This window comes from Paenibacillus sp. ISL-20 (genome assembly GCF_018613005.1).
Classification (GTDB): Bacteria; Bacillota; Bacilli; order Paenibacillales; family Paenibacillaceae; genus Paenibacillus_AQ.
In genome coordinates this window covers 22427-35931 of record NZ_JAGGRD010000005.1, presented here as the reverse complement: position 1 = coordinate 35931, position 13505 = coordinate 22427, and the positions used below count along the sequence as shown (strand labels likewise).

General features: G+C 50.7%; 11 protein-coding genes and 1 other annotated feature. All 11 genes read right to left on the bottom strand.

The window, feature by feature from the left end; all coding sequences use genetic code 11:
• Positions 1-71: 71 nt before the first annotated feature.
• Positions 72-596, bottom strand: coding sequence for a rod shape-determining protein MreD (mreD, locus tag J7E85_RS04105; RefSeq protein ID WP_215155293.1), 525 nt, complete (start codon positions 594-596; stop codon positions 72-74).
• Between the two features lies 1 nt (position 597).
• Positions 598-1473: a rod shape-determining protein MreC gene (gene mreC, locus J7E85_RS04100; protein ID WP_215155291.1), complete on the bottom strand. Its 876-nt coding sequence runs from the start codon at positions 1471-1473 to the stop codon at positions 598-600.
• A gap of 57 nt (positions 1474-1530) precedes the next feature.
• The gene (locus tag J7E85_RS04095; RefSeq protein ID WP_009593998.1) at positions 1531-2565 is read right to left on the bottom strand and encodes a rod shape-determining protein; all 1035 of its coding nucleotides are present in this window, start codon (positions 2563-2565) and stop codon (positions 1531-1533) included.
• Between the two features lie 38 nt (positions 2566-2603).
• A complete protein-coding gene (gene radC, locus J7E85_RS04090) occupies positions 2604-3293 on the bottom strand; it encodes a RadC family protein (RefSeq protein WP_009593994.1) in 690 nt (229 codons plus the stop codon).
• Between the two features lie 85 nt (positions 3294-3378).
• Positions 3379-3990: a Maf family protein gene (locus J7E85_RS04085; protein WP_215155289.1), complete on the bottom strand. Its 612-nt coding sequence runs from the start codon at positions 3988-3990 to the stop codon at positions 3379-3381.
• Between the two features lie 25 nt (positions 3991-4015).
• Complete coding sequence (locus J7E85_RS04080; RefSeq protein WP_215155287.1) at positions 4016-4258, bottom strand: DUF4321 domain-containing protein; 243 nt, start codon at positions 4256-4258, stop codon at positions 4016-4018.
• Positions 4259-4385: 127 nt separating this feature from the next.
• Positions 4386-5774 (bottom strand): SPOR domain-containing protein, encoded by a 1389-nt coding sequence (locus tag J7E85_RS04075; RefSeq protein ID WP_215155285.1) that lies wholly within the window; start codon positions 5772-5774, stop codon positions 4386-4388.
• 221 nt (positions 5775-5995) lie between these two features.
• Positions 5996-7372 carry a UDP-N-acetylmuramate--L-alanine ligase gene (murC, locus tag J7E85_RS04070; RefSeq protein ID WP_215155283.1) on the bottom strand — a complete coding sequence of 459 codons (1377 nt, stop codon included), beginning with the start codon at positions 7370-7372 and terminating at the stop codon, positions 5996-5998.
• Positions 7373-7378: 6 nt separating this feature from the next.
• A complete protein-coding gene (locus J7E85_RS04065) occupies positions 7379-8779 on the bottom strand; it encodes a bifunctional folylpolyglutamate synthase/dihydrofolate synthase (RefSeq protein WP_215155281.1) in 1401 nt (466 codons plus the stop codon).
• Positions 8780-8786: 7 nt separating this feature from the next.
• Positions 8787-11456: a valine--tRNA ligase gene (locus J7E85_RS04060; RefSeq protein ID WP_215155280.1), complete on the bottom strand. Its 2670-nt coding sequence runs from the start codon at positions 11454-11456 to the stop codon at positions 8787-8789.
• A gap of 112 nt (positions 11457-11568) precedes the next feature.
• Positions 11569-11868, bottom strand: a binding site (T-box leader).
• A 190-nt stretch (positions 11869-12058) separates the two neighbouring features.
• Positions 12059-13411, bottom strand: a complete 1353-nt coding sequence (locus tag J7E85_RS04055; protein WP_215155274.1) for a LysM peptidoglycan-binding domain-containing protein — start codon at positions 13409-13411, stop codon at positions 12059-12061.
• Between the last annotated feature and the right edge of the window lie 94 nt (positions 13412-13505).

The following is a 13505-nucleotide window of genomic DNA, read 5'->3' as shown; positions in this document are numbered from 1 at the left end:
CCCATCCCTATACATTTCGCGCTCAAACCTTCAAGTTCCTGCTAGTCTAGTAAAATGTCATATTGGAGGGTTTAGGATGCCTTCCTTCTCTGATTCTTCGTAACCAACTCAATCTGCTTGCGAAGAGGAACGTAAATCGCCAGAGCAAAGGCAAAATGAACAAGGAGATTGGGTAGCATATGATGAAGCAGTGACCAATTATAAGAAGTCGGATTGAGTCGAAACACCTTATATATGCCAAAAAGCGTACTGTCAAACAACAAGCTCCCCAGGATGACAATGGTCATCATCATAGGCAGCGGCGCCCGCGGGGACTTGAAGACAAGCCCCACCAAATACGCGGATACGCCCATAGCAAACGAATAAGTGCCAATCATCTCGCCGTAATACACGATATCGTGAAGCATGCCGAATAAGAGTCCGAGCACCAGCCCCGCGTGGCGATGATAATAAATCGATACAAAAAACAAGCAGACCAATACAAAGTTAGGATAAATCTGAAGCTGCAGCGAGCTTGGCGTTAACCAGAAAACCACCGTGCCCTGCAGGATAAACAGCACGAATAGCAACAGGAGTAGAATCTGTTTACGTGCCATCTTATTCCGGCTCCTCAGGCGTAAAGACGATGATCAGATACTTCCAATCATCAAACTTGGCCGCTGGTCTAATCGTAGCTGTTCTGCTCTGGCCGTATTGGCTTGTCTGAACGCTTATGACTTCACCGATGATCATGCCTTGAGGAATAACGCCTCCAGCACCTGATGAGATGATCTTATCTTTTTCCTTAATCGGATCATCTTCCGAAATCCGCGTCATGAGCAGTGTGTTGGTCTTCTCATCGTAGCTCTCAACCACGCCAAACGTTTTATCCTCTTTCCCGATGGCCGTTACCGCAATCGGCTGCGGATTCGGATCCTGGGCGTCCATCGTTGTCAACAGCTTCACCGTTGAGCTGAAATTGCTTACGCTGCTAACAATACCGACCATGCCGTCCACTGTCGTGACCGACATATTGGGGCGAACTCCATCGCGTTCGCCCAGATCGACGACAAGTGTCCGGTTATTCGGATCCGAGTTGACGCTAAGCACCTGCGCTGTACGGTAGTTGTATTTGTAACGTTCCTTCTGGTTCTTCGTAAAACCAAGAATATCTTGAAGTTCTTCGTAATTGGCTTTCATCGTATTGTAGGAAGCACTCTCTCGAGAATATTGGGCAACCGCTCTACGCAGCTCCTCATTCTCTTCATAGATTTCCTTCATATTCCGTACATCTTCAAAGAAACCCGCTATATAGGCAGCGGGCTTATAAAACACACTTTGCACAAAACCGACCGTATCTTTGACAAATTTTTCAGGCCAAGATAAAGAAGCTCTCGGGCCGAGCGTAAACCCCATAATAGCGATAAACGCTACCAGCCCGATGAGCATAATAAACAAACGCTTATTACCTAGCAGCTTAAACAGTTGCAACACCCTCTAACTTACTGTTTTCTCTCCCAACATTAGGGGTTTACACTTCTATTTTGATTTCTACCGTTTGGAACGGACGGCAGAGCTGCTCCGGGATTTAAACAAATGAATGTTCTCGAGCGCTTTACCTGTGCCAATGGCCACGCAATCCAGCGGATTCTCTGCAACAATCACCGGCATGCCGGTCTCTTCGGCGAGCAGTTTGTCCAGGTTGCGAAGCAATGCGCCGCCTCCCGTAAGCACGATGCCCCGGTCCATAATATCCGCAGCAAGCTCCGGAGGACATTTCTCAAGCGTAACCTTAACAGCTTCAACAATCGCATTAATGGTATCTGCCAACGCTTCGCTAATCTCATCCGAAGTAATGGTAATCGTCTTCGGCAGACCCGTCACCAAGTCACGGCCGCGAATTTCCATCGTTTCCACGGTCTCCAGCGGCATGGCGGAACCGACTTCCATCTTGAGCAGCTCGGATGTGCGCTCACCGATCATCAAGTTATATTGACGTTTGATATAGGAAATAATAGACTCATCCATCTCATCGCCTGCCACGCGTACAGAGCGGCTAGTCACGATACCGCCAAGAGAAATGACTGCAACCTCGGTCGTACCTCCGCCGATATCAACAACCATGCTGCCTGTAGGTTCCCACACAGGCAAATCGGCACCGATTGCAGCTGCAAAAGGTTCTTCAATCGTATAAGCTTCGCGTGCACCGGCTTGCTTGGTCGCATCTTCAACCGCACGCTGCTCTACCGCCGTAATGCCGGAAGGTACACATACCATCACGTTCGGATGGCGCGGGAATATGGAACGTTGCTTCTGCGCTTGACGAATAAAGTATTTAATCATCGTAGCTGTTGTATCAAAATCAGCGATGACGCCGTCTTTCATCGGACGAATGGCACGAATATTGCCTGGTGTGCGTCCAATCATTTTCTTAGCCGATTCTCCGACGGCTTCAATGCTCTTAGTATCTGTACGCAGAGCAACCACGGAAGGCTCTCTAACGACAATTCCTTTCCCACGAACATAAACCAGCGTATTTGCCGTCCCCAAATCGATTCCCAAATCTTTCGTAAAACCACCTAACATGATGTATCTCCCTTTCTTCGTCAATCTGAACTATTATATTACATCAAGCCCCGTTCCTTCAAACTTACAAACGATCCGTCCCCAATGATCAGATGATCCAGCACGTCGATCCCGACAATCTGTCCTGCCTCCACTAAGCGGGCAGTCAGCGATATGTCTTCCGGGCTGGGCGTTGGATCTCCGCTAGGATGGTTATGCGCGCACACCAGGGATGCACTGCTGCATTTGATGGCCGCTCTGAACACCTCGCGGGGATGAACGATGGAAGCATTAAGGCTTCCCATCGATAACGTTTCCTGGGCAATGACATGATTTTTCGTATTTAAAAATACACAGACAAAATGCTCTTTCTGTAAATAGCGCATCTGTTCACTGAGCAGTTCTGCCGCGTCATGCGGACTGCGAATAATAACTGGCTCTACATGTCTCGATGCGGCTAAGCGCCGTCCAAGCTCTATGCCAGCCTTCAGCTGAACAGCCTTAGCGGTTCCAATTCCTTTGATTTGCGTAATTTCCTCAATGCTAAGATCAACGAGCTGCCGGATGCCGCCTGCTTCCCCCAGCAGCCGCTGGGCTATATGTACGGCAGATTCCTGGCGGGTTCCGGTCCGAAGCAATATCGCCAGCAATTCTGCATGGCTTAAAGCGCTCGCCCCATATTGCATCATGCGCTCTCTAGGTCGTTCATCATGGGGGATGTCGCGCAGCAATAGCGTTGGCGACTCCATATATTCCCCTCTTTTCTAAGATTTAAATCAGCAGGTCACCGAAACTTCAGGATTCCCCTACATTTCGCATGCCGTTGTTCTATATCTATGAATCGGTGAGTACACCCATCCCCATTTCAGACAGCATGTCCGACAGCAGAGAAAGCGGCAGGCCGACAACGTTAAAATAGTCGCCTTCGATTCCTTCCACGATGGTTGCACCCAAGCCTTGAATCGCATACGAGCCTGCTTTGTCAGCAGGTTCCCCGCTCTTTACATAAGCCGCGATCGCATCATCACTTAACGATTTCATCTTTACGGTTGTCACACGGTGGGCAACCTTTGTACGACCAGATTCCCGGTCAACACATGCCACGCCCGTGTACACGAGGTGAGCCCGTCCTTGAAGCATGGACAACATCCTTGCCGCGTCAGCATGATCCTCCGGTTTCCCCAGAACATGATCATCTACAACTACAATCGTGTCGCTTCCCACAATGATACCATCTCCCGGATCATCCGTCAGCTTTCGGAGAACCGCTTCCGCTTTACGTAGTGCCAGTGACTCCACAATTCGCTCTGGCGACCACCCTTGCGGGGTGTCCTCATCAGCTTCACTAGGCATAATCTCGAATGGGATACGAAGGGAGGCAATCAATTCCTGACGCCGAGGAGAGGTGGAGGCCAATATGATACGGCGGTTTCTCTTCTCATTCAAGGGGGATAATCTCCTTTGTCATGTCTTAGAGCCTGCGGTATAACCAAAGTGCAGCTAGAATACCAAGCAGACTGAGCAGGCAAAAGTTAAGTTCAAGGTTAATATCATAACGAATAATGTCAAAATCAGCGCGAGGCGACCACTTAATCGGTGTAGAAGACGTTAAAAACGACAAAGCCTTGACAGGCTGAAGCGCCTTGGCAAGCCATGTTCCCGTCAGCCACCCCAGCAGCAAAAACAAGATGAGCATTCCTTTGTTTTTCTTCATGCATCCTCTTCCCTCGCCATATTTTGACACCCTAATTATTATACGGTGAATCGATAAGCAATACAAACAGAAATCCGGCAAGGGGAACTATTTCCAGTTCCAAGCCGGATTTTACGTAAATTTGAATTTATAGGCCATCCAGGAGTTTCTTTTGGCCCATGACATAGTTCATCATACCTGTTTGAATCTCCCACAAATGCCCCTTGGATTGATTTTTGTTATATTCGGAGAGCGCAGTGACTGAACTGTTCATGGATTGCTCCATCGCCGGCAGGACAGCCCCGGTCTCCGGACCCAAGCCGGCGGACAGCAACTTCATCGCTTGGATCCACTGCTGGTGCAGATTTGTGATCGCAGTCATATTCTCCGACGCCACCGCGCCCGCCTCCTGCTTCCCCAGCAGCGATGCCGATAGCGTACTCAACTCCGATACCAGCCGCCCGCTTATCGTAAAATAGTCCGTCAGCGTCTGCTCCTCGCCCGCAAAGACAGCTGACTCTATATTTGGGAGCGCGATTTCTCTTACGTATAATTCGACGCCTTCGGCCTTAAGCTGATTGCTGAGCAGCTTGGCCTGCTCGCGGTCTGGTGAAATGCCCGCATACACCCGGTTTTCCTCATCCGAATCTCCGCCGGCGGCAATACCGGACTGCAGCAGCTCCCCCTTCGCTTGCTCAGCCCGTTCCGGCGTGCTGAACACACCGTACTGAAGCATATAAAAGATTTGACCTGGAATGTGAACAGCCGATTCAGTTAAATCAGGTGCGACGGATGCACCCGTTCCACCAGAGGAATCAGCCGGTGCTTGATTAACTGCATCATTGGTTTCAAGCTGTCCCGATGTTGGATCCTCACCTGCATTACCGCCGTTAAACATAGACAGCACCATATACCCAAACAGCAAACCTGTAACAACAGCCGCTGTCACGGACAAAGCCATTTTCCAGAAGGAGGTAGGTTTGCGTGAACGATAATAACTATAGTCATCAGCAGATGACTCATATAGATCCGCCTCGGGCCCGAGATTCCAGTTGGAGTCGTTCGCTTCGGGGTCCACTCTTCCGGGATACACGTCATCATGAAGATCATAGAGTTCCTCACGCTCACGCATATCGTCATATGTATCGGTAGGATCAGGTCCGTCACCGAACGACCCGCCGTCGATATGATCCAGGCGCCGTCTTTCCTCAGCTAATCGGCCCCTGGACCGGTTATGACGTGATGTTCTCCACTCTTGACCGTTCACATCCCGGGTATCCCCCTTCTCCCGGAGCGGCGGAACGACGCGCAGATGATCATGCTGCATGCTGCTCCTAGGTTCGAACGAAGTGCCCGTATCGGCAAACCGGTCTGCCGTTGTGTCCAACTCGTCGAATACGAGATGGCGGTCATCAACTTGGTCATTGCGCCTTGCTGGAACTTTTTGATACGAATCCCGTTCCTCACGCATATGATCCTTATGACTGTCCTTCGGCGGATCGTGATCAAAACGAATCGTCATCCGTGCTTTATTCATATCCACACACCTCACTTGTCCTTCTACACCTAGCTATATGATTAAGCTTGGCAACTTATGAGTGTGCAAAAAAACAAAACAAAGCAAACAGGCTGATCAAGAAAGCATCTTGATCAGCCTGTTTAATCCTTATCGATTCCGCTCGCTATGCCTCCATTCGGAGACAAAAGCCCATGCGATCCCCTGCTGCAGCGAAGCAGCAAAGCATGCGCGCAATCCATTTACTTCTTGCCTTTAATAGACTCTGCTAAAGCAGCGCCGACTTTCCAAATATCGCCCGCCCCCATCGTGAGAACCAGATCGCCTTCTTTTACACGACCTTTGAGATCGTTCAGAACATCCTCTTTGGTAGGCAAATAGCGGGCACCGGCATTACTGTTCTGAACAATCAGCTCCACCAGCTTACCGGAACTGATACCCTCGATTTGCTTCTCGCCGGCAGGAGAATAAATATCGGTGATGATCACCTCATCCGCTTCTCCGAACGCGCGGCTAAACGCATCCAGAAGGAAAAAGGTCCTCGAATACCGCTGCGGCTGGAATACGGCAATAATCCGTTTGCCCGTCGCTTTAGCAGCACTGATCGTAGCCTCGATCTCCGTCGGATGATGCGCATAATCATCAATCACCAGAATGCCTTCTGCTTCGCCCAGCACCTGGAAGCGGCGCTTAGCTCCGTTGAACTTGACAATGGCCTCGACAATCGCTTCAAACGAAATTCCGCCCTTCAAGCAGCAAATTACCGTAGCCATTGCGTTGTAGACATTATGTTTACCTGGTACGGACAGTTCCACGGTGCCCAGCTCCATTCCATTATGAAGCATCGTAAAGCTGACGTGACGGTCGCCGAGCACCAGATTTGTTGCCGTATACTCCGCATCCGCATGAATGCCGTATGTGGTCACATTGCATTTAAGGTCAGGCAAAATAGCCTGGATGTTGTTATCGTCCGCGCAAACCACGGCCGTCCCGTCTGCCTTGATCTGGCTGAGGAACTGTACATAAGCTGCCTTGAGACGATTGAAATCCCCTTCGTAATTCTCCAGGTGATCGGCCTCAATATTCAGAACAACACCGAGCCAAGGGTGGTACTGAAGGAATGAACCGTCGCTCTCGTCGGCTTCGGCCACCACGTGCTCGCCTTCACCGGCTTTGGCATTCGTGCCAACGTTCATGATTTCCCCGCCGATGATAAATGTCGGATCGACGCCGCATTCTTCCATCACGAGTGCAATCATGGATGAAGTGGTTGTCTTACCATGCGCACCCGCTACGGCGACCCCTTTGCGTTCGTTCAAAAGACGCGCCAGCATCTGCGCACGGTGAAGGACAGGAATGTTCAGCTTCTCTGCTTCGACCCGTTCCACGTTGTCTTTGGACAATGCCGTCGAGTAAACCACAAGGTCCGCGCCCTGGACTTGCTCGGCGGTATGTCCAATGTATATTTTGGCGCCCTTGGCCGCCAGCTTTTCTGTCAATTCTTGCGATGCCACGTCAGAACCCGTGACTTTATAACCCATCTCCAGCATAACTCTTGCAATGGCGCTCATCCCGTAGCCGCCAATTCCTATAAAATGAACATGTTCCGATGTATTCAACAGATATCACCAACCTTTTTCAGAATCGGAAAGGCCCAGGAGGTTGGAACGCACGTCGGCAATCAGGTACAACGTGCCCGACACCACCCCAAGATCCTCCGCTTCCGTCCGTGACTTCAACTCTTCAAGTGCGTTTTTCCAATTTGGTTCTATGATGATTTGCAGTGTATGTTTGGCGTATTTCTCCCTTACCTGCTCTACGATGTCACCAAGCGCCTTGGCGTCCAGTTTCTTCCGGAAATCCGGTTCAGTCAGGATAAGCGTATCCACTATTGGCAGTATATGCTGCAAATACGATTCATGATGCTTATTTGCCAGCATTCCCATCATTAAGTTCAGTTTCCGATACTTATAGATCTGCGGCAAGCTTTTGGCCAAGGTTTCAGCCCCTTCGGGGTTGTGCGCACCATCGAGAACAATCCGCGGGGAGGACTGTACTTGTTCCAGTCTTCCCGCCCAGAAAGTATCCTTAAACCCTGTACGTAATTCTTCTTCATCCACGATAAAAGCCATGTACTGGCGAAGCACTTCCAGTGTCATCATGGCAAGCGCGGCATTGGCGCACTGGTGCTCGCCTTGCATCGAGATGTCCAGATCCATGTCCCGGAACGGACCCTTAAAACGGAAAGTCTGGCTTTCTTCATTCCCACGCAAACGCTCATAGGAGAACTGTTCATCTACGAGGTACAGACTTGTACGGTTTTTTTCGACCGTTTGTTTCAGAATTTCGACAGCCTCAGGCTGAGTTACCGTACTCACCACAGGGACTCCAGGCTTGATAATGCCAGCCTTCTCCGCGGCGATCTCCTGAATGGTATCACCCAGAACGTCGGTATGGTCCATTCCGATATTCGTGATCACCGAAATGATGGGATGAACGATATTAGTCACGTCAAGGCGACCACCAAGACCCGTCTCCCATACCACCACGTCCGGATAAGATACCTCGGCATAATACAGTATCGCAAGGGCGGTGGACACCTCAAACATCGTGGGCGATCCAAGCCCGGAGTTTGCAATTTCGGCTACAAGCGGCTCTAAGCGATTCGCGAGCGCCAGCAGCGTCTCTTCCGGTATGTCCTCGCCGTTATACTGAAACCGATTGGTAAACTTCGTAATATAGGGAGAAGTGTAGGTGCCAACCGTGAATCCCCCTTGAAGCAAAACCTTAGTTAAAAAAGCGCATGTGGAGCCTTTTCCATTCGTTCCGGCCACGTGAATAAATTTCAACCGCCGTTCCGGATGGCCCAGCAGCTCCATCAATCGCTGAATTCTATCCATGCCAGGGCGGATTCCAAACGGAATCAGCCCGTTGATCCAAGCTACCGCTTCCTCATAGGTATGGAACGGAGCTACAGCTGCTCCCGAATGATCAACCATCGTTCTCACCTTCTGGTCCAAGTTCATCTTGCCCTCAGCCTCTCAATTCTTCGATGCGTGCGATCACTTTACTGCGTTTGTCCGAGTAATCCACAAGCTTCGCCCGTTCTTCTTCAATCACCTTTTCCGGTGCTTTCGATACGAAACCAGGATTGTTCAGCTTCTTCTCCACACGCTCGACTTCGCTGTTCAAGTGCTGAATTTCCTTCTCCAGACGTGTGATCTCCTGAGCGATATCGATCAACCCGGCAAGGGGCAGATACATTTCAACACCTGTAACCACAGCGGTCATCGCCTTATCCGGTGCCTCAAGCGCAAGGGAGGACTGATACTCCGACGTGTTGCAGAAGCGGCAAATATAATCCGCATTGCGATCGATAATGCTGGCAATTTGCTCGCTTACCGGCTTCAATTGCAGCTCCACTTTTTTGCTCATCGGTACGTTTACTTCCGCCCGGATGTTACGTACAGCACGGATGACATCCATCAGCAGGTTCATTTCGGTAACAGCTTCCGCATTCTCAAACGCCTCATCATAGGTCGGCCATGAAGCCAACATCACCGTCTCGCCTTCATGCGGCAAATGCTGCCAGATCTCTTCGGAGATGAACGGCATGAACGGGTGGATCAAACGCATCGTGCGGTCCAGCACATAGGCAAGCACCGACTGCGTCTTTTTCTTGGCCGCTTGATCCTCGCCATACAGGGACAGCTTGGCAAACTCGATATACCAGTCACACAGATCATCCCAGATGAAATTGTAAAGCAGTCGACCGGTTTCGCCAAATTCGTAGGCATCAATTAGACGCGTAATGTCGCGGGAAGTTTCGTTCAGACGATGCAAAATCCACTTGTCGGCCGTTCCCAGCTCTCCGGAAATGTCGATATCCGCGGCCGTGAAGCCCTCCAGGTTCATGAGCGCAAAACGTGACGCATTCCAGATCTTGTTCGCGAAGTTACGCGCTTGTTCCACGCGTTCCCAGCGGAAACGAAGATCCTGACCTGGCGTACTGCCGGTCGATATCATATAACGCATGGCATCCGCGCCATACTGTTCAATAACCTCAAGCGGGTCGATACCGTTTCCGAGCGACTTGGACATCTTGCGGCCTTCGCTATCCCGGACCAGACCATGGATCAGCGTATCTTTAAACGGCATTTGATCCGTAAATTCAAGCCCTTGGAAAATCATCCGCGATACCCAGAACGGAATAATATCATAACCCGTCACGAGAACGCTTGTCGGATAATAACGTTTGAAATCCTCGCTGTCCAGATTCGGCCAGCCCATGGTCGTGAACGGCCACAATGCGGAGCTGAACCAAGTATCCAGCACATCCTCATCCTGTCTCAGATCATCCTTGCCAAGCTTCGCGCGCGCTTCCTCTTCATTCATGGCAACAACCACTTCGCCCGTGGATTCGGAATACCAGGCCGGAATCCGGTGGCCCCACCACAATTGACGGGAAATACACCAATCGCGTACATTCTCCATCCAATGCAGGTAGGTTCGCTCGAACCGGTCAGGCACGAAGTTTACGCCCTTGCCGGATTTCTGCGCATCCACGGCTGCTTCCGCAAGCGGCTGCATCTTAACGAACCACTGCGTCGACAGATAAGGCTCAACCACCGCGCCGGATCTTTCGCTATGGCCAACCTGATGGAGATGATCTTCGATGCGGAGCAATACGCCCGATTCTTTCATGTCGTTTACGATCTGCTTGCGGCATTCGCTCCGGTCAAGACCTTGGTACTTACCGGCAAACTCATTCATTGTCCCGGATTCATCCATCACGGTAATTTGCGGCAGGTCATGTCTCTGACCCATTTCGAAGTCATTCGGATCATGCGCCGGCGTAATTTTAACCGCTCCGCTGCCGAAGTCCTTCTCAACGTACTCATCGGCAATAACCGGAATCTCGCGGCCGACAATCGGCAGGACCAATGTTTTGCCGATCATGTCTTTATAGCGTTCATCTTCCGGATGAACGGCTACCGCCGTATCACCAAGCATGGTCTCCGGACGGGTGGTTGCTACGGTAATGGAGCCGCTGCCGTCTTTTAGAGGATATTGCAAGTGATACAAATGGCCGTTGACCTCTTTGTACTCCACTTCAATATCGGACAAAGCCGTGCGGGCAGCCGGGTCCCAGTTGATGATGCGTTTTCCGCGATATATGAGCCCTTTATCATAGAGCTTAACGAATACTTCCCGAACCGCTTCCGACAACCCCTCGTCGAGCGTGAAACGTTCTCTGGAGTAATCGAGGGACAGGCCGATCTTGGACCATTGGTCACGGATTGTATTCGCATATAGATCCTTCCATTCCCACACTTTCTCGAGGAATTTTTCACGTCCCAGATCGTATCGGGTAACGCCTTCTTCGCGAAGCTTCTGCTCAACCTTGGTTTGCGTAGCGATGCCCGCATGGTCAGAGCCCGGCAGCCACAGCGCATCATAACCCTGCATCCGCTTTACGCGAATCAGAATATCCTGCAGCGTAAAGTCAAGGGCATGGCCGATATGAAGCATTCCCGTAACGTTTGGTGGAGGAATAACAATCGTGTACGGCTCCGCGTCCGGTCGTTTGCCAGCTTCAAAGAAGCCGCCTTCCTTCCAGTACGGATACCATTTTTGTTCAGCTGCCTTCGGATCATACGTCGTCGGCATTTCTAACTGGGATTGGTTTTGTTTTTGATCCATATTTTCGTACCTCCGATACTGTTAATCAGTTTTGCCAACCCGAAATGTTTTAGCCTCCGGGCGTGATCATGAATATTAATGTTTGGCGTGAAACAAAAAAAGCCCTTCGTCCTCAAAGGACGAAAGACTGTTCTCTCGCGGTACCACCTTTGTTTCGTGCTTATAATAATTCATCAACCGTGTCCTCCCATGAAAAACATGAAAGGCTTACGATTAAGCACGACACTTTACGCAGATAACGGCTGCGGCCGGCGAACTCTAACCAGGGTAGCAATCGATCCCTACTCTATCTCAAGTCCGCAACTCCGGGGTGACTTCGGCAAGCTGGTTCCTGCGGAATCTCACAGCGCTTGATAGCAATTCCGCTCTCTGAAGGCCATACCTTCCTACTCTTCCCGTTCAACGTTGTTCTAGCTTTTGAAATACCTGTACATATTCTATTCAAATATACCGTGGTTGTTGCATATAGTCAATATTTCGAGTGTTTCCGATCGATTTAGACATCATACCTGCCGAATCAATAAATCTTATACATTGAAAAAGCAGGCCAAGGATGTCCTACCTTGGCCTGCTTGTTCTTACGCAATTGCTCCCCCCACCGATTACTGGGGAATGTATAATACCTGTCCTTCTTCCACATTCTGCTCGGACATGCGGTTATATAACAAAAGCTCCCGCGGCGTCAGTTGATAACGCTCGGCAATCACGTCGAGTGTCTCCTCACGCTGTACAATGCACATCCGGACCTTGCGGAACGGCGTTTCCTCGCGGCGGTTACCCAGGAACAGACTCTTCCACTCCACATCCTCGGCCGATGCGGAATCAACCAATTCCTCCGCCTCTTCTTCCTCGTCCCGAGCGGCTTGATCCTGATCCTGAACCGTTCTGCTCGATTGAAGCAATGAAGATAAGCCTACACCCGATGTGCTGTTTGTGCTGCTGTTCTTCGAGTTGAAGGCCACCTTTAACTCCGGTTTGGTCGGAACCTCTTCAACTTTAACGGAAACCTCCTCCGTTATATCATCCATATCCTCCAAAGGTACTGCTTCCTCAGCAAAAACAGGCTGGGTTTCCTCCGTTTCCGGTGATTCCAGTACCGGTACGGCTTCAACTTCTTCGCCCTTACGCTCAATTACACCCGGGAAACCCGCTGCTGGATCTTCTTGCTCCGGCTCCGGCTGGGAGGCAGCCCGTTCGAATTGCCATACACTTGGAATCGACGGCTCAACTGCCTGAGCTTCCGTCTCGCTATGTAAGGCATATTCGACCGTATCCCGGGCTTCAGTCGCACCGGAGATGCTTAGGGTGCTGTCCGAGGCCTGTGAATCCCGAGTTTGGTTCTCATACTGCGCCCAGGATTCCAGATACTGCTGTGTGCGCGCATCCGTCCCGGACTCTTGGGCTCTGGGCTGAGCCTCGTTGAAGTAAGAAGGTGAAGCCGAATTCGCGTCAGAGTTAGCTCCGCCTTGAAACTGGTCATACGGGTTGGCTGCGAACTGCTGCTCCCCGTTCGAATAATCTGTCGCTTCAGGAGCATGTACCACTGTGAATTCCTCATTGGCCCATACTTGGTCACGGGCTCCCGGAGCCGCCGCCTGAATTCCTTTGAGCGACAGAACCCCTGTAATGTTCAAGCTGCGCTTGGATAACAAATCCACGTCAAAATTCTCGATCTCGACCGCGATGTCATCCAATGATGATACCCGGTTCAGCGGGACCGTGATTTCGACCGGAATCCAGTGTTCGAGCGGCTCCGTCTCTCCGGCTTCGGTGTCACCTTTATACAGGCCTGCAAGAAGCAGATGACCCCGAAGCGTGGCCTGGTCCTGCTGACTGATCACCTGAATGTGCGGGATCAACTCCGCCTCTTCCAATTCATCGATTCCCGGCAAATCTTCCGTTAAATTAATACGCTCGTAAATATCAAACCGCAATCCGTAGGACTGGTCAAACACGGGAATGTCCTCCTTTTTGGCATATACTATCCGTGATCTGTTATCACGGCATGAGCCTAAGTTTTGCCACTCAATTTATCTATATGCCGAAAAT